General features: G+C 55.8%; 22 protein-coding genes. 7 read left to right on the top strand and 15 right to left on the bottom strand.

What is annotated here, in order from left to right; all coding sequences use genetic code 11:
- Positions 1–80: 80 nt before the first annotated feature.
- The gene (locus EPE01S_RS11280; RefSeq protein ID WP_062744924.1) at positions 81–845 is read right to left on the bottom strand and encodes an SDR family NAD(P)-dependent oxidoreductase; all 765 of its coding nucleotides are present in this window, start codon (positions 843–845) and stop codon (positions 81–83) included.
- A 194-nt stretch (positions 846–1,039) separates the two neighbouring features.
- On the opposite strand from EPE01S_RS11280, the gene EPE01S_RS11275 reads away from it, so the two are divergent.
- The gene (locus EPE01S_RS11275) at positions 1,040–1,384 is read left to right on the top strand and encodes a FlxA-like family protein (RefSeq protein ID WP_062744920.1); all 345 of its coding nucleotides are present in this window, start codon (positions 1,040–1,042) and stop codon (positions 1,382–1,384) included.
- On the opposite strand, the gene EPE01S_RS11270 is transcribed toward EPE01S_RS11275, so the two are convergent.
- A complete protein-coding gene (locus EPE01S_RS11270; protein WP_062744918.1) occupies positions 1,381–2,301 on the bottom strand; it encodes a LysR family transcriptional regulator in 921 nt (306 codons plus the stop codon). The genes EPE01S_RS11275 and EPE01S_RS11270 overlap by 4 nt on opposite strands.
- A gap of 94 nt (positions 2,302–2,395) precedes the next feature.
- On the opposite strand from EPE01S_RS11270, the gene EPE01S_RS11265 reads away from it, so the two are divergent.
- Positions 2,396–3,418, top strand: coding sequence for a bile acid:sodium symporter family protein (locus EPE01S_RS11265; RefSeq protein WP_062744916.1), 1,023 nt, complete (start codon positions 2,396–2,398; stop codon positions 3,416–3,418).
- A gap of 7 nt (positions 3,419–3,425) precedes the next feature.
- Here EPE01S_RS11265 and EPE01S_RS11260 read toward each other — a convergent pair whose 3' ends face one another.
- The 3 genes from EPE01S_RS11260 to zipA all read right to left on the bottom strand — a co-directional run bounded on the left by EPE01S_RS11260 (position 3,426) and on the right by zipA (position 6,693).
- Positions 3,426–3,653 carry a DUF3820 family protein gene (locus EPE01S_RS11260; protein ID WP_062744914.1) on the bottom strand — a complete coding sequence of 76 codons (228 nt, stop codon included), beginning with the start codon at positions 3,651–3,653 and terminating at the stop codon, positions 3,426–3,428.
- Between the two features lies 1 nt (position 3,654).
- Positions 3,655–5,667, bottom strand: coding sequence for an NAD-dependent DNA ligase LigA (ligA, locus tag EPE01S_RS11255; protein WP_062744912.1), 2,013 nt, complete (start codon positions 5,665–5,667; stop codon positions 3,655–3,657).
- 69 nt (positions 5,668–5,736) lie between these two features.
- The gene (gene zipA, locus EPE01S_RS11250; RefSeq protein WP_062744910.1) at positions 5,737–6,693 is read right to left on the bottom strand and encodes a cell division protein ZipA; all 957 of its coding nucleotides are present in this window, start codon (positions 6,691–6,693) and stop codon (positions 5,737–5,739) included.
- Positions 6,694–6,913: 220 nt separating this feature from the next.
- Between zipA and cysZ the strand changes: the two genes are divergently transcribed.
- From cysZ to crr, 5 genes are all read left to right on the top strand, one after another.
- Positions 6,914–7,675: a sulfate transporter CysZ gene (gene cysZ, locus EPE01S_RS11245; RefSeq protein ID WP_062744907.1), complete on the top strand. Its 762-nt coding sequence runs from the start codon at positions 6,914–6,916 to the stop codon at positions 7,673–7,675.
- A 219-nt stretch (positions 7,676–7,894) separates the two neighbouring features.
- Positions 7,895–8,866 (top strand): cysteine synthase A, encoded by a 972-nt coding sequence (gene cysK / locus EPE01S_RS11240; RefSeq protein ID WP_062744905.1) that lies wholly within the window; start codon positions 7,895–7,897, stop codon positions 8,864–8,866.
- Positions 8,867–9,259: 393 nt separating this feature from the next.
- Positions 9,260–9,517 carry a phosphocarrier protein Hpr gene (gene ptsH / locus EPE01S_RS11230; RefSeq protein ID WP_034916267.1) on the top strand — a complete coding sequence of 86 codons (258 nt, stop codon included), beginning with the start codon at positions 9,260–9,262 and terminating at the stop codon, positions 9,515–9,517.
- 215 nt (positions 9,518–9,732) lie between these two features.
- Entirely contained in the window at positions 9,733–11,460 is a 1,728-nt protein-coding gene (ptsI, locus tag EPE01S_RS11225) for a phosphoenolpyruvate-protein phosphotransferase PtsI (protein WP_062744901.1), read from the top strand.
- A 43-nt stretch (positions 11,461–11,503) separates the two neighbouring features.
- Positions 11,504–12,007, top strand: a complete 504-nt coding sequence (gene crr / locus EPE01S_RS11220; RefSeq protein WP_062744899.1) for a PTS glucose transporter subunit IIA — start codon at positions 11,504–11,506, stop codon at positions 12,005–12,007.
- Positions 12,008–12,073: 66 nt separating this feature from the next.
- Here crr and EPE01S_RS11215 read toward each other — a convergent pair whose 3' ends face one another.
- From EPE01S_RS11215 to EPE01S_RS11170, 10 genes are all read right to left on the bottom strand, one after another.
- Positions 12,074–12,763, bottom strand: coding sequence for a GntR family transcriptional regulator (locus EPE01S_RS11215; protein ID WP_062744897.1), 690 nt, complete (start codon positions 12,761–12,763; stop codon positions 12,074–12,076).
- A 40-nt stretch (positions 12,764–12,803) separates the two neighbouring features.
- Positions 12,804–14,156, bottom strand: a complete 1,353-nt coding sequence (locus EPE01S_RS11210) for an ATP-binding protein (protein ID WP_062744895.1) — start codon at positions 14,154–14,156, stop codon at positions 12,804–12,806.
- A complete protein-coding gene (locus EPE01S_RS11205; RefSeq protein WP_062744893.1) occupies positions 14,153–14,833 on the bottom strand; it encodes a response regulator transcription factor in 681 nt (226 codons plus the stop codon). Before EPE01S_RS11205 ends, EPE01S_RS11210 begins: the two co-directional genes overlap by 4 nt.
- A 164-nt stretch (positions 14,834–14,997) precedes the next feature.
- Positions 14,998–15,876 carry a cysteine synthase CysM gene (cysM, locus tag EPE01S_RS11200; RefSeq protein ID WP_062744891.1) on the bottom strand — a complete coding sequence of 293 codons (879 nt, stop codon included), beginning with the start codon at positions 15,874–15,876 and terminating at the stop codon, positions 14,998–15,000.
- A 78-nt stretch (positions 15,877–15,954) separates the two neighbouring features.
- The gene (cysA, locus tag EPE01S_RS11195) at positions 15,955–17,043 is read right to left on the bottom strand and encodes a sulfate/thiosulfate ABC transporter ATP-binding protein CysA (protein ID WP_062744889.1); all 1,089 of its coding nucleotides are present in this window, start codon (positions 17,041–17,043) and stop codon (positions 15,955–15,957) included.
- The gene (cysW, locus tag EPE01S_RS11190; protein ID WP_062744886.1) at positions 17,033–17,908 is read right to left on the bottom strand and encodes a sulfate/thiosulfate ABC transporter permease CysW; all 876 of its coding nucleotides are present in this window, start codon (positions 17,906–17,908) and stop codon (positions 17,033–17,035) included. Before cysW ends, cysA begins: the two co-directional genes overlap by 11 nt.
- Complete coding sequence (gene cysT, locus EPE01S_RS11185) at positions 17,908–18,741, bottom strand: sulfate/thiosulfate ABC transporter permease CysT (RefSeq protein WP_062744883.1); 834 nt, start codon at positions 18,739–18,741, stop codon at positions 17,908–17,910. Before cysT ends, cysW begins: the two co-directional genes overlap by 1 nt.
- A gap of 2 nt (positions 18,742–18,743) precedes the next feature.
- On the bottom strand, positions 18,744–19,757 hold the full coding sequence (locus tag EPE01S_RS11180; protein WP_062744881.1) for a sulfate ABC transporter substrate-binding protein: 1,014 nt from the start codon (positions 19,755–19,757) through the stop codon (positions 18,744–18,746).
- Between the two features lie 265 nt (positions 19,758–20,022).
- Positions 20,023–20,946, bottom strand: a complete 924-nt coding sequence (locus EPE01S_RS11175; RefSeq protein ID WP_062744878.1) for a Dyp-type peroxidase — start codon at positions 20,944–20,946, stop codon at positions 20,023–20,025.
- Between the two features lie 117 nt (positions 20,947–21,063).
- The gene (locus tag EPE01S_RS11170) at positions 21,064–21,687 is read right to left on the bottom strand and encodes an RpoE-regulated lipoprotein (RefSeq protein ID WP_062744875.1); all 624 of its coding nucleotides are present in this window, start codon (positions 21,685–21,687) and stop codon (positions 21,064–21,066) included.
- Positions 21,688–21,713 lie beyond the last annotated feature (26 nt).

Here is a 21,713-nt window from a genome sequence, read left to right as displayed (position 1 = left end):
GTGTGAGATTTGTGCTGAGGAGTGAGTGAAAAGCAGTCACCTCCTGCAACGTTCCTCAGCACGAACGGGCGAAAACGCCATTACATATGCGTGCCGCCATCAATGCGCAGTTCGGTGCCGGTAATAAACTTGCCGTCGTCTGAGGCAAACATGGCGATCACCCCCGCAACGGAATCCGGTGACGCAAACCCCTGCCCCAGCGCCGGCGACATCTTACTGAACAGCGACATATCCGCATCCGCGGGGAGACCGGGATCGTTTGTCATTCCGGAGGCAATACTGCCCGGTGCGACGGCTACTGCACGTAATCCCTGCCGGGCATATTCGGAAGCAATCGAATGAGTGAATGACTGAATACCTCCCTTCGTCGCCGCATAAGCCGCCATATAGGGATGAGCAAAGCTGGCTGAGGTTGAACTGAAGTTGACCACCACGCCATTACCGGTTTTCAGCAACGCGGGTAATGCCTCACGCGTCACCAGGAAAGTGCCGGTCAGGTTCACAGCCAGCATGCGGTTCCAAAAATCCAGGCTGGTCAGGTGAGTATGGCTGGAGCGCAAAATGCCCGCTGCATTGACTAGTACATCCAGTCGTCCGGCCTGTTCGATGGCCTCCGCAACCTGTTGCCGCACGGAAGACTCGCTGGAAATATCCACTTCGCGTGTGGTTAACCGCTCATCATACCCTGCGTGTTCAGCCATCTTACGCGTAGTGGCCAGCCCTTCTGGCATAATATCAGCGGCAATGACGGTTGCCCCTTCACTTAAAAATCGTAATACCGTTGCCTGGCCAATACCGGAACCCGCGCCGGTGATAAGAGCAATACGTCCTGTAAATCGCTTCATTGTTCTCTCCTTGAGTTAAAAGCACCCGTTATATTACAGCAACCTACGTAAGAAAATTAATGTAAAAGAGCTAACTCGCCTTCTCTGGCAAGCTTCCTTTTCACTTTTTTATCACGCGTTTTACGCTTATCGGCCTCAAGTCTCCGGCAATACCTTCCGATAACCCGTAGTGGTTAAATACAAAGGAGACAGTAATGACAACCATCAATACCAGCAGCAGTGTATCGGGCGGCTCAGGGGGCGGCGATACAGGTTCACAAACCGCCAGCATCAGCAAACAGATTGCCAGACTGCAGGAACAGCTGAAAAGCATGGCCGGTGATACGACCATGGATGAAGACCAGAAAGCAAAACAGCAGCAGATGATCGAAAATCAGATCATGATGCTGGAAGCGCAGTTAGCGCAAATCCAGCAGCAACAGGCAGAAAAAGCCGCCGAAATGCAGGAAGCCAGTAAGGCAGCGGACACTGGCAGCAGTAAACTGGCCGACGGGGTTAACCGTCCGACCGAAAATAATAAGCTGAACGTCTACATCTAATAAGGCGATGCGCTGGCACGTTGCTGCGTCAGCAGCTCCGCCTGCTGGCGCACTTCCTGCCATATTGCTTCTGCCGCAGGCGTCAGCGAGCGGTTTTTACGCCTGACCAGCATAATGCTGCGGTTGATCTCCGGTACAATGCGACGCACCAGCAACGGCCGCCCCTGGGGTAATGGCAGCGCCAGCGCCGGTAAAATACTGATACCGATCCCCGCCTCCACCATGGGAAACAAGGTTGCCGGATGGCCAATCTCCTGTGCTATCTCTGCCTGTACTTGCTGGCCGCGCAGCGCCTCATCAATCAGTACCCGACTGCCTGAGGCATAATCCTGCAGCACCAGCGTGCGGTGGTTAAGCATGTGCCAGTAAACCGTCGGCGGCTGCGCCAGGGGATCATCCTGACGACACAGCAGCAAAAAGGGTTCATCCAGGATAGCCTCACACTCCAGATCGTCTGCCTGTAGCGGCCCGACGACAATGCCAAAATCCACCTCTGCATTGCGGATACTTTGCAGCACCCACTGCTGCGGGCGGTCGCGCAGCAACACTTTGATCTCCGGGTAGTGCAGCTGCCCAGCTGCCAGACACTGCGGCATCAGGTGAGCAGAAGGGGTCTGACTGGCAGCCACGCGCACCGTACCGCTGCGATGATGGCCGTAACTGCGCACATCCAGCAGCGTGGTGTTCAGCTCCTCCAGTAATCGCTCAAGGCGGCTGGCAAGCTGTTCCCCCGCCTCGGTCAGCAGCACCTCGCGCGTGGTACGATCCAGCAGTCGGATGCCCATCTCCGTTTCCAGCTCTTTTATGCTGTGACTGACCGCCGACTGGCTGAGCCCGATCAGCTGTCCGGCCTGGCTGAAACTTCCCTGCTGGGCCACCGCCACAAACACCCGCAGCTGACGCAACGTATAATTCATCGATTCTACTCATATATGAATTCAATAAATTAATTTTATTTCTAAACCCCGGCAGAGCACAATAGCCGCATCATTTTTTAACCGGGCATTAACAATGGGCATATTTCGTATTGATCCACTGATGTTGAAGCTGATTATCACCGTGCTGCTGGCCTCCTTCCTGCCCGCCCGCGGCTACTTTGTTGATTTCTTTGAATGGATGACCACCATCGCCATCGCCCTGCTGTTCTTTATGCACGGGGCCAAGCTGTCGCGGGAAAAAATCATTGCCGGCGGCGGACACTGGCGTCTGCATCTGTGGGTGATGTTCAGTACTTTCGTCCTGTTCCCTGCCCTGGGGATGCTGCTGGTCTGGTGGCATCCGTTAAACCTCAGTGTTGAGATTTATACCGGCTTTATGTACCTGACCATTCTGCCCGCCACCGTGCAGTCGTCAATTGCGCTGACCTCGCTGGCGGGCGGTAACGTCGCGGCAGCCGTGTGCAGCGCCTCTGCCTCCAGCCTGCTTGGCGTCTTTATCTCGCCGCTGCTGGTTGGACTGTTAATGAATGTCCACACTGACGCCGTCGGTGGAAGCCTGGAGCAGATGGGTAAAATTATGCTGCAGCTGCTGGTACCGTTTTTACTTGGTAATCTGTCACGCCGCTGGATTGCCGGCTGGGTGGAAAGAAACCGCGGGTTGATTGGTAAAACCGACCAGACGTCTATTCTGCTGGTGGTCTACTCGGCCTTCAGCGAGGCGGTGGTGAACGGTATCTGGCACCGCGTAGGGGTGATGACGCTGGTGTGGATTGGCGTGGGGAGTCTGGGGCTGCTGTTTGTGGTGCTGGCCATTAATCTGGCCGCTGCGCGGCTGTTTCGCTTTAACCGTGAGGATGAGATTACCATTCTCTTCTGCGGGTCGAAAAAGAGTCTGGCAAACGGCGTGCCGATGGCCAATATCCTGTTCCCGTCAGCCGCCGTGGGGATTATTGTGCTGCCGCTGATGATCTTCCATCAGATCCAGCTGATGGTCTGTTCCATGCTGGCGCAGCGCTATAAAAGAGCCGGTGAGAAACTGGCTGCGCAGAAGAAAGCAGACGAGCAAAAACCTGCGGTAATGGAATCGCAGAAGTAAGACTGTGTTACGGGGCCTGATGGCCCCGTTTCAACGGTTTCACGAGTCCTTCCAGCCCCTCTATTTTGATCGCCAGCGCGATCTGCATCAGCTCCCCCAGGTGACCCTGAGGAAACTCGTCTTTGCGGGCAAACCACAGTAAATATTCTTCAGGCAGGTCAATCAGCACCCGCCCCTTGTATTTACCAAAGGGCATCACGGTGTTGGCAATCTCGATCAGGTGCTGTTTTTCCATCTCACTCACCCAGTAAACGTATCATTTCCGCTTCGTCGATCACCGCAATACCCAGCTCCTGCGCCTTAGCCAGCTTGGAGCCTGCGGCTTCTCCGGCGATCACCAGATCGGTTTTCTTTGACACGCTGCCGCTGACTTTTGCCCCCAGCGCCACCAGCCGGTCTTTGGCTTCATCGCGTGACAGCACGGTCAGAGAACCGGTCAGCACAACGGTTTTACCGGCAAAGGGGCTGTCGATCTCTTCCGCTTTGACCACCACCACCTCAGGCCAGGTGATCCCGGCTTTTTCCACCAGCAGGCGGATGACCTCGCGGTTGCTCTCTTCATCCAGGAAGTTACGCACGTGGCTGGCAACCACTTTGCCGACGTCCGGCACCGCGATGAGCGCGTCGAGATCGGCGGCCATCAGCGCCTCAAGAGTACCGAAATGGGCGGCCAGGTTTGCAGCCGTGGCCTCCCCCACTTCGCTGATACCCAGGGCATACAGGAAGCGGGCAAACGTGGTGTGCTTCGCTTTTGCCAGCGCGTCCACCACATTCTGAGCCGATTTTGGCCCCATACGATCCAGCCCGGTCAGTTTGCCTGCGGTCAGATCAAACAGGTCGGCCGGGTTCAGGACGTACTCTTTTTCGACCAGCTGATCGATAATCTTTTCGCCCATGCCGTCAATATCCAGCGCACGACGGGAAACGAAGTGTTTTAGCGCGCCCTTACGCTGGGCACCGCAGATGAGCCCACCGGTGCAACGGGCAACGACTTCTCCTTCCACCCGCTCAACGTCCGAGCCACAGACCGGACAGTGGGTCGGGAACACGACGTCCCGCGCATTTTCAGCGTGTTCCACCACGCTGACGACTTTCGGGATCACATCGCCCGCACGGCGGATCGTCACACGGTCACCGATTTTTAACCCCAGTCGCTCAATTTCATCGGCATTGTGCAGCGTGGCGTTGCTCACTATCACCCCGGCCACCAGCACCGGCTCCAGACGTGCCACCGGCGTGATCGCCCCGGTACGCCCGACCTGAAACTCCACGTCACGCACCAGGGTCATCTGCTCCTGGGCAGGAAACTTAAAGGCGATCGCCCAGCGAGGAGCACGAGCGACAAAGCCCAGCTGCTCCTGCAGATCCAGGGAGTCGACTTTAATCACCACGCCGTCAATATCGAATCCGAGCGTCGGGCGGGCCACTTCCACTTCCCGGTAAAAAGCTAACACTTCTTCAGCATTGTGGCAGAGGCGCACACGATCGCTGACCGGTAACCCCCAGGCTTTAAACTGCTGCAGGCGGCCCATATGGCTGCGCGGCATCTCGCCCCCCTCCAGCAGACCCAGACCATAGCAGAAGAACGTCAGAGGGCGTCTGGCGGTAATGCGCGGGTCAAGCTGGCGCAGTGAACCGGCCGCCGCATTACGCGGATTAGCAAATACCTTACTGCCGGTGCGGCGTGCCTCATCATTCATTTTTTCAAACCCGGCCAGCGGCATAAACACTTCGCCACGCACCTCCATCCGCGCCGGGATATTTTCGCCACGAAGGCGCAGCGGAATAGCGCCAATCGTGCGCACGTTGGCGGTGATATTTTCCCCGGTGGTGCCATCACCCCGTGTCGCCGCCCGCACCAGCTCACCGTTTTCATACAGCAGACTGACGGCCAGCCCGTCGAGCTTCAGCTCGCAACAGAAGGTGATCTCATCGCTGCTTTTCAGGCGATCCTGCACGCGTTTGTTAAACGCCAGATAACTTTCTTCATCGAAGGCGTTATCCAGAGACAGCATCGGCACTTCGTGGCGTACCTGGTCAAAGGCGGTGAGCGGCGCAGCACCAACGCGCTGGGTCGGGGAGTCTGCAGTAATTAATTCCGGGTGGGCAGCTTCCAGCTCACGCAATTCACCCATCAGGCGATCGTACTCCGCATCCGGTACTTCCGGCGCATCCAGTACGTGATACTGATATTCATGGTGGCGAAGCAGGGTTCGCAAATGGTTGATTTTGTCTTGTAAGGATTCCATAGCGGCACCATCAGAGATAAAAAACCCCCGAAGGTCGGGGGTTTGGGAAGATTATGATTCAGGTAATATTTACTGCGCGTTGGCGTCAATCACATCGCGGATACGCGCTTTATACGTTTCCAGCTTCTGTGGTGTCATCATGCGGCGTTCATCATCCAGCACCACGCCGCCGACATCATCGGCAATGCGTTGGGCGGACTGCAGCATCAGCTTAAAGTTCTGATGCGCATCGCCGTAGGACGGCACCATCATAAAGATCGACACGCCCGGAGTGGTGAAATCAGACATGTTGTCCGGATTAAACGACCCCGGTTTAACCATATTCGCCAGGCTGAACAGCACCGGGCCACTGCCCGCCGGGTTCAGATGGCGGTGGAATATATTCATTTCGCCAAACTGGAAGCCGGCCTGCAGTACACCCTGCAGAAGTGCTTCACCGCTGATGCTGCCGCCGGCATGGGCGGAGACATGCAGAACCAGTACGGTCTCTTTACGACGGGCTTCTGCCTGCTTCGCCTCTGCGATCTCTTCATCTGACGGAGGCTGGACAGCCCCGGCCGCTGGTTGAGGCTGAGGCGGCTCTGGCGGTCTGCTAACCGACGGTGCCTGGCGCACGGGTTCAGCATGGCGTACGGGTTCAGGTGCCTCGTAATCCGGTTCCGGGGCGTGCTGAAACTCACCGCCAAACAGCGGATCGGATTCAGGTTGCTCATCGACCACAGGCTGATGACGCACCGGTTCCGAGGGATGGCGAGGTTTTGGCTGACGCGGTGGCTCATCCCCGGCATTAAATCCACCCAGGGAAGGCTCCGACGGCTCAGGCTGGCTGCGCTGGACACGCACTTCACCCACGCCCTCTTCCTCGTCTTCGAACGCTTCTTCTCTGTCCTGCTTTAAACGCTTGTGCGGGCGATCGCGAAAAACAGATGAGCGCTCTTTACGGCTGGTCCACAAGCCGTGAAGGAGAAGCGCTATTATGGCGATCGCGCCAACAACGATTAATATCAGACGCAAATCCTGCATCATTGTATTCTCTGTTGTTCCAATACCTTGCCACCGCGGCAAACTTTATCCTCTAACTGTATTTGCCCAGGTACACAAGTGCAAGTCTGTGCAGTATTTTCTGACAAATATCCCGCTATGAGGACGCTTTTTTGCTGTTTTTTCGCTCAAACCCCCTCTGGTAAGGAAAAAAAGCTGAGTTATGATACCCCCTGCCTGCCCGTGTAATGGAGAAAAGCAGTACATGTCACTTCACAATTCTGACCCGTCACACAATGGCGTCCACTTTTTTGCCCGGGGATGGAAGCTGATCATGCTTCCCGGCATCCGGCGTTTTGTGCTGCTCCCCCTGCTGGTCAACATCATTCTGATGGGCGGTGCCTTTATCTGGCTGTTTGACCGTCTGGGACACTGGATACCGCAAATGATGGCGATGATCCCCGGCTGGTTGCAGTGGCTCGGCTATCTGATCTGGCCGCTAACGGTCCTGTCGATTATTTTAGTCTTCAGCTATTTTTTCTCCACTATCGCTAACTGGATAGCCGCCCCTTTTTGTGGCCTGCTCTCTGAACAACTCGAAGGTCGCCTGACCGGCAAACCGCTGCCCGATAACGGCTGGAGCGGTCTGGTAAAAGACCTGCCGCGTATCATGAAACGTGAGTGGCAAAAGCTGGCCTGGTATCTGCCGCGGGCGCTGGTACTGCTGCTACTCTATTTTGTGCCCGGATTTGGTCAGACGGTGGCCCCGGTGCTGTGGTTCCTGTTCAGCGCGTGGATGCTGTCGATTCAGTACTGTGACTTCCCCTTTGATAATCACAAAGTCAGCTTCCGGGACATGCGTACCGCACTGCGACAGAACAAAACGGAACATATGCAGTTCGGTGCTCTGGTCAGCCTGTTCACCATGATCCCGCTGCTGAATCTGGTCATTATGCCCGTTGCCGTCTGCGGCGCGACGGCGATGTGGGTAGAAAAATATCGTCCGCAGCTGGCGCTGAACCGATAGAACACGCACAGCGGGTCGTGCCTGGCGACCCGCTCCCTCTCAAATCCCGCAGCGGCATCCTGAATTTCGCATTGATGCCCCCGTCATTTCTGGCTTATGCCATTTCGTCAGGCCTTATTTCAGCAGAACATATCTATATACGATTTCTTCACTTCACTGGCTAAATGAACAAGGTATGCTCTAAGCGTTGCCAATATTTCATACAGTTAAGGACGGGCTATGAGTAAGATCTATGAAGACAACTCTTTAACAATCGGTCATACGCCGCTGGTTCGACTGAACCGCATCGGTAATGGACGCATTCTGGCAAAAGTGGAGTCGCGTAACCCTAGCTTCAGTGTCAAATGCCGTATCGGTGCCAATATGATTTGGGACGCAGAGAAACGCGGGATCCTGAAGCCGGGTATTGAGCTGGTCGAACCCACCAGCGGTAACACCGGTATTGCGCTGGCCTATGTCGCCGCCGCACGCGGTTATAAGCTGACGCTGACGATGCCCGAAACCATGAGCGTGGAGCGCCGTAAGCTGCTGAAAGCGCTGGGCGCAAACCTGGTGCTGACGGAAGGGGCCAAAGGCATGAAAGGCGCCATCAGCAAAGCAGAAGAGATTGTGGCCGGCGATCCTGATCGGTTTGTTCTGCTGCAGCAGTTCAGCAACCCGGCTAACCCGGAAATCCATGAAAAGACCACTGGCCCTGAAATCTGGGAAGACACCGATGGTGAGGTCGATGTGTTTATCGCCGGTGTGGGTACGGGTGGAACGCTGACCGGCGTCAGCCGCTACATCAAAAATACGCAAGGTAAAAAAGCGCTGATTACCGTCGCGGTCGAACCGACCGACTCTCCGGTGATTGCCCAGGCGATAGCCGGTGAAGAAATTAAGCCCGGCCCGCATAAGATTCAGGGTATTGGTGCCGGTTTTATCCCTGGCAACCTCGATCTCAACCTGGTTGACCGCGTGGTGGCTATCTCCAATGAAGAGGCCATTTTAACCGCACGTCGCCTGATGGAAGAAGAAGGGATTCTGGCCGGTATCTCTTCCGGTGCTGCCGTCGCTGCCGCCTTAAAACTGCAGGAAGATGAGGCTTTCGCTAATAAAAATATCGTCGTGATCCTCCCCTCTTCCGGCGAACGCTATCTCTCCACCGCCCTGTTTGCCGATCTGTTCACTGAAAAAGAACTGCAACAGTAGTGCCAGAAAGCCGAAATTGTCTGAAAAAGCACCCGTGCGGGTGCTTTTTTGTGGGCTGCTTCAAATTTTTACCACCCTACCGATTGATTTTACCCTCTGGTGTCTGGTATTTAAGCTGCCAATTATTTCGATCCGTAAAATTAATCGCCGCGTGAACTGGATCAAGCTGAATCGATTTACTGGTTTGGCGCACAAAGAGAAATAGCGGCATAATGGGTAGTGGAAAAGAAAGAGGGAATTCCGCATTCATCCTCGATCTTCATTCCACCTTACCAGCGCATTTTTTGGCCAGTCTTTGTACCATGCCAGCGCGACTCACTACAGGCTAAAGTTCAGCCACCAGGCTAGACTTTAGATCAATAACACCAAACCAAATTAAGTTGGGGAAACATAATGTTCCAGCAAGAAGTCACCATTACCGCACCAAATGGCCTGCACACTCGTCCAGCCGCTCAGTTCGTAAAAGAAGCCAAAGCTTTTGCTTCAGAAATCACCGTGACCTCTAACGGTAAATCTGCCAGCGCGAAGAGCCTGTTCAAGTTGCAGACTCTGGGTCTGACTCAGGGGACCGTCGTCACGCTGTCAGCTGAAGGCGAAGATGAGCAGAAAGCCGTTGAGCATCTGGTTAAACTGATGGCGGAGCTGGAGTAATCCACTCGCATTCCAGCTTGTCCAGCGACGTGTTTCCGGACATAAGTAAGCAATATTGATCGCGAACAGTACGTTCGCGATGTTGTTTTCGTAAAGTAGCCAAAAACTGACGAAACAAACGGTATGCACTTTCCGGCTCGCTGAGTGGATTAACCGATGCAGTCATCCGCGGTTCTCCGCCCCAGATGATTTTCAAAGAAAGAAAAGGTAGGGTTATGATTTCAGGCATTTTAGCATCACCGGGTATCGCTTTCGGCAAGGCGCTTCTGCTGAAAGAAGATGAGATAATCATCAACCGGAAAAAGATTTCTGCCGACCAGGTCGATCAGGAAGTTCAACGTTTTCTTGATGGTCGTAAAAAAGCTGCCGTGCAGCTTGAAGCGATCAAAATCAAAGCCGGGGAAACCTTCGGTGAAGAGAAAGAAGCGATCTTCGAAGGGCATATTATGCTGCTGGAAGATGAAGAACTGGAGCAGGAAATCATCGCCCTGATCAAAGACGAGCATGCCACTGCGGATGCTGCTGCCTTTTCTGTGATTGAAGGTCAGGCTAAGGCACTGGAAGAACTCGATGACGAGTATCTGAAAGAACGTGCTGCCGACGTACGTGATATCGGCAAACGCCTGCTGCAAAACATTCTTGGCCTGCATATTGTTGATCTCAGCGCCATCAATGAAGAAGTCCTGCTGATTGCGAAAGATCTGACCCCGTCAGAAACGGCACAGCTGAACCTGAACAAAGTGCTGGGCTTTATCACCGATATCGGTGGCCGCACTTCGCACACCTCGATCATGGCGCGCTCTCTCGAACTGCCTGCTATCGTCGGTACTGGTGATGTGACCAGCCAGGTCAAAAATGATGATTTCCTGATCCTCGATGGCGTCAATAATCAGGTGTACGTTAACCCGACTGCTGAAAAAATCGAAGAGCTGAAAGCCGTAGCCCATCAGTACCTCAGCGAGAAAAACGAGCTGGCGAAACTGAAAGACCTGCCGGCAATCACCCTCGACGGCCATCAGGTAGAAGTGTGCGCGAACATCGGTACCGTGCGCGACGTCGCCGGTGCAGAACGTAACGGCGCTGAAGGTGTCGGCCTGTACCGCACTGAATTCCTGTTTATGGATCGTGAATCCCTGCCGACGGAAGACGAGCAGTTCCAGGCTTACAAAGCTGTTGCTGAAGCCGTCGGTGCGCAGGCCGTGATTGTCCGCACCATGGACATCGGCGGTGACAAAGACCTGCCGTACATGAACCTGCCGAAAGAAGATAACCCGTTCCTTGGCTGGCGTGCGATCCGTATCGCCATGGACCGTCCTGAAATTCTCCACGCCCAGCTGCGTGCCATCCTGCGTGCTTCTGCATTCGGTAAACTGCGTATCATGTTCCCAATGATTATCGCCGTTGAGGAAGTTCGCTTCCTGAAAGCCGAACTGGAAACGCTGAAAGCGCAGCTGCGCGAAGAAGGCACAGCCTTCGACGAAAGCATTGAAGTGGGCATTATGGTGGAAACACCGGCCTCAGCCGTCATTGCTCACCACCTGGCGAAAGAAGTTGATTTCTTCAGTATTGGGACAAACGACCTGACGCAGTATACTCTGGCAGTTGACCGTGGTAATGACCTGATCTCCCATCTCTACAACCCAATGTCTCCTTCCGTACTGACGCTGATCAAGCAGGTTATTGATGCTTCTCATGCCGAAGGTAAATGGACTGGCATGTGCGGTGAGCTGGCAGGCGACGAACGTGCTACACTACTGTTATTGGGAATGGGGCTGGACGAATTCAGCATGAGTGCCATTTCTATTCCACGCATCAAGAAAATTATTCGTAATACGAATTTTGAAGATGCGAAGGCATTGGCAGAGCAGGCTCTTGCTCAACCTACAGCGGACGAGTTGATGAACCTGGTCAATAAGTTCATTGAAGAAAAAACACTCTGCTGAGTTAGAGACACGCTGGCCCAAAATTACTGCTTAGGAGAAGAACATGGGTTTGTTTTCAAAACTTTTTGGCGATAAGTCTGATTCCGCATCAGGCACTATCGAGATCGTAGCCCCCCTGTCGGGTGAAATCGTCAATATCGAAGACGTGCCGGATGTGGTGTTTGCAGAGAAAATTGTTGGCGACGGTATCGCTATCAAACCCACCGGCAATAAAATGGTTGCGCCGGTCGATGGTACCATTGGCAAAATTTTCGAAACCAACCATGCTTTTTCCATTGAGTCAGACAACGGCATTGAGCTGTTTGTCCACTTCGGGATTGATACGGTTGAGCTGAAAGGCGAAGGCTTTAAGCGCATCGCTGAAGAAGGTCAGAAAGTCAAAAAAGGCGACGTGGTCATCGAGTTTGATCTGGCGCTGCTGGAAGAGAAAGCAAAATCAACGCTGACCCCAGTGGTGATCTCTAATATGGATGAGATCAAAGAGCTGGTGAAGCTGACGGGTAATGTTGTCGTGGGTGAAACTCCGGTTATCCGCATCAAGAAGTAACAGCGACCCTCGTTAAAAAGCCCTCTGATGATGTCAGGGGGCTTTTTTTTTGCCTGAATAAAGGAATTACAGGGTTAACGCATCAAGCAGGGTAAAGGGGGCCTGTGGCCCCTCCTCGAGGGCAAGCTGACGTTCCAGGTGATGCAAGTGCTCATCCATAATCGCCTGCGCGCGGGCGACCGCACCGGCCCTCAGCGCGGTGACCACGGCAAGGTGTTCATCACACTGGCATGCTGGCGTTTCATTACGCTGGTACAGGGCGACTATCAGCGAGCTGCGCACCATCAGGTTATCGAGCATTTCACTCAGCACCCTGTTATCGCTAATCCGGGCCAGCAGCAGGTGGAAATGACTGAGAACCCGGATGATATCACGGCGATCGTTTCCCGCGATCGCCTCCCGCTCTGCCTGAAGATGGGCCTCCAGCTCCTGTTCATAGCTTGCCATCTTTTCAACGCTGATGCCGGCCAGCATCGCGCGCTCTAACGCCCGACGGGCGATAAACACTTCGCGCGCCTCACGCGCCTCAGGCTGTGCCACTTTGGCACCGCGATTTGGGGAAATGGTGACAATGTGCTGCAATGCCAGCCGCTGAAGGGCCGCCTGCACGTGGTTACGGTTGGCCGACAGCACCTCCACAATCTGCGCTTCCACCAGGCGGGTACCGGGCGCCAGCCTGCGCTGTGCAATCGCCGTCGACAGCGCATCGACAATACGCTGAATTTCCTGCTGTCTGGCGCTGGACACACCGTTCATCTCTTACCTCAATTAATTACCCAACCGCTAATGCTGGAATTTACACCACCCAATGGGGTAAACGGAGGGTGAGTTCCAGCCCACCATCGCGCGCATTAGCTGCACTGACCTCCCCCTGATGGGCAATCACCACTTTACGCACGATGGACAAACCCAGCCCATAGCCTTTACCCGACAGGGGCGAATTAACGCGGACAAAGGGATCAAAAATACTGGAAAGCTTGTCAGCTTCCACCCCGGGACCAAAATCACGCACGCCGATCACCAGCCAGCCCTGCTCCTGACGCAGGCTGATAACGACCTGTTGACCAAGAACGGAAAAGCGCAGCGCGTTGCGTATAACGTTTTCCACGGCAGAACGGATCAGGTTCGCCTCCCCCTTCACAGTGTAATCCTGCTGTTCATCGGCGTTAAGCACGATCTCCACTCCGGGAACCTGAGCTTCGTAACGCGCATCATTGACAACGGCCTTCAGCAGTCCCAGCAGATCGAAATACTGCTCATCCGGCAGAGCCTGATGCTCGGCCCGCGATAAGGTGAGTAATTCGCCGATCATCTTATCGAGGCGACGCGCCTCCTCATCAATGCGGTCAAGCGAGGCGCCAACAGACTCTGGCGTCTGACGTGCCAGCCCCGTCGCCAGCTGCAGGCGTGCAAGCGGGGACCGCAGCTCGTGGGACACATCATGGAGCAGCTCTTCACGCGCTTTCACCAGCACCGAGAGGCGTTCTACCATGGCATCGAAATCCCGCGCCACCATGGAAAACTCATCATGCCGGCGGCGCAACTGAGGGAATAAACGGACAGAAAGATCCCCTTTAGATACCCGGGCAAAACCGGCACGCAACTGGCGCATCGGGCGCGTCAGATTCCAGGCAAGGAACAGGCTGAAGAGTAGCCCGCACACCGCTCCGACGATAAAGAGAGGTTCCGGCATATTGAGAATACTTCGCGGATGACCCTCCATCCTGCTGTCAGCACGCAGACCGGCCACATCGTATTGCAACTGATAATGGCGGCCATCGGCACCGGTCACCCATTCTGTCACTTCTTTTGGGAACGCACCGGGCGCGAGATCGCGATTTAAATCATCACGAGGCTCCACTTTCTGAGGCGGGCGGGTCACCTGCCTGACGGAAAAAAAACGCCGATCGCTGGGGGGCCAGTCCACCATCATATCGTTCAGTGCTTCCAGCCCGCCGCGCTGCAGTACCGATACCGCCGAGGCCATCTGCAGGTTGACAATGCGTTTTGTCGCCCTGTTTTCAGGGGGCTCATGGTGTTTGCCATACAGGCTAAAACCCAACCAGAGCAGCTGGGTAATCGCAATATAGGTCAGCCAGAAACCCAGCAGAATTTTCCAGAAAAGAAACCCACGAAACCCGGTTTTCATCGGATACGGTAACCAATGCTGCGTACCGTTTCGATAGTGATGGTCTCGTGCGTCAGTGCCGCCAGTTTCTGGCGAATATTACTGATATGCACGTCGACACTGCGATCGTAGGCTTCACGTGGCCGCCCGAGGCCTTTCTCCGACAGTTCATCTTTCGACACCACGCGGTCAGGCGAACGCAGCAACAGATCCAGCAGGTTAAACTCAGAAGCGGTCAGGTCAAACGGTGTTTTCTGCCATTCACTAACGCGAGTGGCCGGGTTCAGCGTCAGCGCCCCCCAGCTTACGACCGCATTATTCTCCGCCACCACCGGTTGCTCTTCCACGCGCCGCAGCACTGCACGCAGCCGCGCCACCAGCTCTCGCGGGTAGCAGGGCTTAGGCATATAATCATCGGCCCCCATTTCCAGTCCGATGACCCGGTCGATATTATCGCCCTTCGCCGTCAGCATGATGACCGGCAGGCGCCCCTGCTGGCGCACCTGACGCAGCACATCGATGCCGCTCATGTCGGGCAGCATAATATCAAGGATCATCGCGCTGTAGCCGCCGGAGAGCGCCCCTTCTACCCCCGCCTTCCCCGTTAACACCAGTGAAGCATCAAAGCCTTCGGCAATCAGGTACTCACTGAGCATGGTGCCCAGTTCGAGGTCGTCATCGACCAGTAAAATTTTCATACAGGATCTCTCAATGGTATTGCCGCTATTTTCGCCTGTTCCGGACGACTTCGCAGCCGCTTTTACCCAATCCTTACAGTCTACTCAACGACGGGGGAAAGTGTCAGGGCGGATTAGAGAGGGTCAGCGGCAGAAGGTTCCACCGCTGAAACAGATAAGGGGGATCAGTAGACGCCGGTGGAGAGATAGCGATCGCCACGATCGCAGACGATGGCCACAATAATGCTGCCGGGATGCGCTTCAGCGATGCGCAGCGCACCTGCTACGGCACCACCGGAGCTGACGCCACAGAAGATCCCTTCGCGCCGTGCGAGCTGCCGCATAGTCTGCTCTGCGTCCTGCTGGGACATATCCATCACCTGATCCACCAACTCCGGACGGAAAATACCCGGCAGATAGGCCGCTGGCCAGCGACGAATACCGGGGATGCTGCTGCCTTCTGAAGGCTGCAGACCGACAATCTTTATCGTCTGATCCTGTTCTTTCAGGTAGTGCCCGACGCCAGTAATGGTGCCCGTGGTACCCATGCTGGAAACGAAATGGGTCAGGCGCCCTGCCGTCTGTTGCCAGATCTCCGGTCCGGTGGTCAGATAATGCCCCAGCGGATTATCCGGGTTATTGAACTGATCCAGCACTTTTCCCTCACCCCGTGCCGCCATCTCCTTCGCCAGGTCGCGCGCCCCTTCCATTCCCTGCTCGCGGCTCACCAGGATCAGCTCTGCCCCGTAGGCACGCATGGCAGCCTGCCGCTCAATGCTCATATTGTCCGGCATCAGCAGTTTTAAGACATAACCCTTCATGGCGGCGATCATCGCCAGCGCAATACCCGTGTTACCGCTGGTCGCTTCGATCAACACGTCGCCGGGGTGAATTTCCCCGCGCAGCTCTGCCTGCTGGATCATCGACAGCGCTGCGCGATCTTTCACCGAGCCGGCCGGATTATTGCCTTCCAGCTTCAGCCAGATCTCGCTGCCGTTGGCGGGCGTCAGACGCTGCAGCCTGATCAGCGGCGTATTGCCGATGGTATTTTCGAGTGTGGTCAAGATGTGGTTCCCGGCATGAAATGGCAAAGGGCCGGAAAACCCGACCCCTTGTTGGCAAAATACTATCAGAGAAAAATATCAGGCACTTTGCGCAAAGGCAACAGGCCGTAATGGCGTTGTCCCGTTGTAGAGGCGGGCATGTTGCAGACCCAGGAACAGACGTTCGCCCCGGATGGGTGCCACCTGGTCACCGTCCATCACCACCGTCACCGGCTCTCCGCTCCAGTCGGCGGGCACCACCACCAGCTGCCAGTAGTGACCGCGCGGGCTGACTTCCAGCACCTGCGCAGGCAGCGGCGTTTCAAGGCTGCTCTGACGGCTGACGTCAATTTCCCACGGCCGCAGGAACAGTTCTACCGCGCCCTGATGCGCCGGGGCATAGCCCAGCGGCCAGTGATGGGCACCGACGTGGAACTGGGAGCCATGCACTTCCCCATCAAAGCGGTTCACCTCGCCCAGGAACTCCAGTACAAAGCGGGTGGCCGGATCGCGCCAGACATCATCCGGGGTACCGACCTGCTCTATATTCCCCTGGCTCATCACCACGACGCGATCAGCGACTTCCATCGCCTCTTCCTGATCGTGGGTGACAAACACGCTGGTAAATTTCAACTCTTCATGCAGCTGACGCAGCCAGCGGCGCAGCTCTTTTCGCACCTGAGCATCCAGCGCGCCAAAAGGTTCATCCAGCAGCAGGATCTGCGGTTCTACCGCCAGCGCACGCGCCAGGGCAACACGCTGCTTCTGTCCACCGGAAAGCTGTGCCGGGAAACGGCCCGCCAGATGGCCCAGCTGCACCATCTCCAGCAGGCGCGTCACCTTCTGTTTAATCTCGGCGGAAGAGGGGCGTTCGCGCCGTGGCAGCACCGTCAGGCCAAAGGCAATATTGTCGAAAACGGTCATATGGCGGAACAGCGCATAGTGCTGAAAAACAAATCCCACCTGACGGTCACGGGCATGAACCCGGCTCACATCCTTACCGTGGAAGCTCAGGCGTCCGCTGTTCTGGTTTTCCAGCCCGGCGATAATACGCAGCAGCGTGGTTTTCCCGGAACCGGATGGCCCCAGCAGCGCGACCATTTGTCCGGAAGGGATATCCAGAGAAATATCGTTCAGGACTTTGGTCCTGCCGAAGGATTTATTGATACGACTGATTTCAATGCTCATGGTTCCCCTCCTGTTGCAGACGCTTGCTCTGGCTTTCTAACCGCCACTGCACTGCACTCTTTAAAAACAACGTGACGATGGCCATCAGGGTCAGCAACGCAGCGGCGGTAAAGGCCCCGACGGTGTTGTAATCCTGATGCAGCAGTTCAACCTGCAACGGCAGCGTATAGGTTTCACCGCGAATCGATCCGGACACCACCGATACGGCACCAAACTCCCCGATGGCGCGCGCATTAGTCAGGACGATGCCGTACAGCAGCGCCCAGCGGATATTGGGTAACGTCACGCGCCAGAACATCTTCCAGCCCGACGCCCCCAGCAGAACGGCGGCTTCATCCTCGTGGCTGCCCTGACTTAACATCACCGGCACCAGTTCCCGCACAACAAACGGACAGGTGACGAAAATGGTCACCATCGCCATTCCCGGCCATGAGAACATCAACTGGATATTGTGCGCATCCAGCCAGCCCCCGGCAGACCCGTTGACGCCCCAGAAAAGCAGGTACATCAGGCCCGCCACCACCGGCGACACGGCGAAAGGAATATCAAACAGCGTCAGCAGCAGCTGACGCCCGGGAAAGGTAAAGCGCGTGACCAGCCAGGCCAGCAACGTACCAAACACCAGGTTAACCGGCACCGTAATCAGCGCGATCAGCACGGTCAGCCAGATGGAGTGCAACATATCTGAATCGCCCAGGTTGGCGAAGGTGGCCATCAACCCTTCAGAGAGGGCTGCGGTGAAAATCGCCACCAGGGGGATCACCAGCAGCAGCAGGGAGATCAGCATACCGAGGCCAATCAGCAGCCATTTTCCCCACTGGACACGGGCGCGCCCGCTGCCCCGCAAATCGGTAACATCAGCCATTAGTGACCTCCAATACGACGGCCAAAGCGGCTCTGTAGGGTATTTATCGAAAACAGGAGCAGCAGGGAAGCGGCCAGGATTACCGAGGCGATCGCACTGGCCGCCGGATAGTCAAACTCCTGCAGGCGAACGAAAATCATCAGCGAGGTCACTTCCGTCTTCCAGGCAATATTCCCGGCAATAAAAATCACCGCGCCAAACTCGCCTAGGCTGCGGGTAAACGACAGCGCCGTTCCGGCCAGCAGTGCCGGGCCGACTTCCGGCAGGATCACGCGACGGAAGCTCTGCCACGGCGTTGCCCCCAGGGTTTCAGCCGCCTCTTCATATTCCGGCCCCAGCTCTTCCAGTACCGGCTGGACGGTGCGAACCACAAAAGGAATGCTGGTAAAGGCCATCGCGACGGCAATACCCAACCAGGTATAGGAGACTTTGATGCCAAACTGGGCCAGCCATTCGCCGTACCAGCCGTTCACCGAGAACAGACCCGCCAGCGTCAGGCCGGCTACCGCCGTCGGCAGTGCAAACGGCAGGTCCATCAGGCCATCAAGTAACGTACGCCCCGGAAAGCGATAACGCGTCAGGATCCAGGCCATCAGCATCCCGAATACCGCATTAAAGACAGAGGCCACCCCTGCCGCCAGCAGCGTCACCTCATAGGCGGCCATAACCTGTGGATTAGTGACCACCTCCCAGTACTGTGCCAGGGTCATCTGCGACAGCTGCATCAGCAGCGCGCTGATCGGCAGCAGCAGAATCAGACAGGTGAAGAAAAGGCTGCTGCCCAGGCTGATACCAAACCCGGGCAGAACACGTTTACTGCTTGCTGAAAACATCACTACCGCCCCGCCGCTAACAACTTATCCAGTTCGCCACCGCTGACGAAATGGGTTTTCATCACCTGATCCCAGCTGCCAAACTCATCGTCCACACGGAACAGCTCCGTCTGAGGAAAACGATCTTTCTGCTGTGCCATCATTTTCGGGTTGTTTACCCGATAGTAGAACTGGGTGATGATTTGCTGCGCAGCCGGAGTATAGAGATAATTCAGATAGGCCTTGGCAGCCTCTTCGGTGTGGTTACTGGCGACATTTTTATCCACCCAGGCCACCGGAAACTCGGCCAGGATATTGGTTTTTGGCACGATCACTTCATAGCCGTCTTTGGCGTACTGCTGACGGATGGTGTTCACCTCCGACTCAAAGCTGATCAGCACATCGCCCAGGCCGCGCTCGACAAACGTCGTGGTGGCCCCGCGCCCGCCGGTATCAAAGACTTCAACGTTTTTCAGAAACTGCGTCATCTGCTGTTCCGTTTTCGCCTTATCTTTACCATCGGCGCGGTCGAAGGCGCCCCAGGCTGCCAGATAGGTATAGCGGGCATTGCCTGAGGTTTTGGGATTCGGGAAAATCAGTTTCACATCGTCACGTACCAGATCGCTCCAGTCATGGATGTTCTTCGGGTTACCCTTGCGCACCAGGAACGCCATGGTGGAGTAGAACGGTGAACTGGCATTTGGCAGGCGCTGCTGCCAGTCGGCCGGGATCAGCTTGCCTTTATCATGCAATACCTGGACATCGGTCACCTGGTTATAGGTCACCACGTCGGCTTTCAGCCCCTGCAGAATAGCCAGCGCCTGTTTCGATGATCCGGCATGCGACTGCTTAATGGTCAGCGTGTCGCCGGGATGCTGCTGCGCCCACTGCTGTTCAAACGGTGCGTTCAGGGCGGTAAACAGCTCGCGCGAGACGTCATACGAGCTGTTTAACAGCTCAGTGGCCTGCGCGCCGGAACTCAGCAGTAACGCCAGCGCGGAGGCTGATACGAATTTTTTTACCGTTGGTAACGTCATTATGCACCCTGAGAGAATCACCGGCTCACCGGCCTGAAGTCTGTTCAGTTTATTTATAACCAGGGTAAAAGCTGTAACGGTTTTATATACCGTTTGGTGCTTTGCAAGCAGAAAACGCTATAAGGATGTGGAATTGAATATGCAGCGGGCGGGATAAAAAGCTTAACCGTCGGAGAAAGGTCTGCATCACGGCTGGCGCTTCCCCTGCACACGGGGCGGGCAGGAAAAAGGCCCGCCCCTGCCGGGATGCTGCGTGGTGGTCGGCCTACGCAGAGGTCGACCCGGTGCTGAATGACAGTGCGGCAAGCTGCGCCAGTGACGGGGCATAAAAATAACTGCCGCTGACCGGTTTGGTAAACCGCAGCATGGCATCAAATTTACCGTCGGTTTCGCCAAACATACTTAACAACTGCTGTTCAATATTATGCAGCGTGGCGCAGTAGGCGAGAAAAAACAGGCCGTGGGTGCCGCTGGCCGTGCCATAGGGCAGGCTCTGGCGCAGAATTTTCAGCCCTCTGCCGTCTTCTTTCAGATCGACACGCGCCACATGCGACGTTGCCGGACGCGCGTCGCCTTCCAGCTCTTCATTACTCTCTTTGGTACGGCCTATTATCTGCTCCTGCTTCGCCACCGGAAGGCGGTTAAACATCACCAGATTATGCTGCCAGCGCTGGCTGAAGACATAACTTCCTCCGGCATTGTCGCCGCTGGCAATAATCGCCACCGTCTCGCGCTGCCCGCCCTGCGGGTTTTCTGTGCCATCGACAAAACCACTCAGGTCGCGATCTTCCGTCCAGCGAAAGCCGTGGGTTTCTTCCACAATGCGGATGGCACCGCCAAACGCCGCCAGGGCGGCCTGCGCCAGGCTGAAGTTCACGTCATGGCGTAGCGACTGAATATGGATCAGCAGGTCGCGCTGGGTGGCCGGTGCCATCCCTTTACCCAGCGGCTGAAAGTCCTTCAGTTCAGCACAGCGATGGCCCGGGCAGAGGTCATTCCACAGGGCCTGACCAAAGGCTAAAACAGCCCCCAGCCCGGCATCAGGATAGCGCTGTTGCAGCACTTCCAGCTGTTGCAGAAAACGATGGCTGCCGTCGCGCACAGCAGCAAGATCGCCTGTGGCCATGGCTTCAAGATAAATAGCAAAACGGCGGTGTTCTAATAAAATACCGCTCTGGAAAGGGGACATGCTGCATTCTCCTGGCAATCAGGTAAGTTCCGATCGATTTTTCAGAACAGGATACCTCAACCCACCGCCAGGAGTGTGTTCAAACGCATGTTTTCTGTGGTCTTTACATGCCGCGCGCTAGCGCCGCCAAATCATTTTGCTCAACGTCCACGCTTTCAGCGTGTCATCAGACGGCATCAGACCCTGTGGGCCGTGCCAGTCACCGCTGAATACAAAGCTGATGTGCTGGCTGCCAGGGGCTTTACACTCCACACCGTCACTGTCCGCACCATGACCTTTCTCACAGGCGCCAAAGGCTTTACTGTACAGCTCACTGAATTTCGTGCCGAGCCTGACGCCGTTTTCGGTGGTGATATCGCTGTCCGTCACCTCGATACGGTTAACGGTGGTGTCCCCTGTCAGCTCTACTTTTTGTTGCTTCTCACTGTCCACGCCCTGCCAGAAGTGCTCAATCGTCCCGTCAGTGGTACGCATCCCCTGCCGCAGATGATAATTATTACCCAGGGCATCGTTCAGCACATCACGCTGCATCAGGGTAGTGCTGTTGACTTCACCCAGACCACGCTCGGAGAGGGTCAGCGAAGAGCCAAACCAGTGCGTCGGTGACAGGCTGGACCAGGACCAGGAGATCGGGTTCCACCAGGTGGAGGATGAGTCGCTGCGTGGCGCTTCAGAAGAGGAACCGGCACAGCCAGCCAGAAGTAATGTGGCGATCAACAGCGCCGGGCGAATAATTTTCATGACAACTCCAGTGGATGAACAGGGTC

This window comes from Erwinia persicina NBRC 102418, from assembly GCF_001571305.1.
Taxonomy (GTDB): Bacteria; Pseudomonadota; Gammaproteobacteria; order Enterobacterales; family Enterobacteriaceae; genus Erwinia; species Erwinia persicina.
The sequence above is the reverse complement of the archived record's forward strand: the minus strand, read 5'-3'. Positions and strand labels throughout refer to the sequence as shown.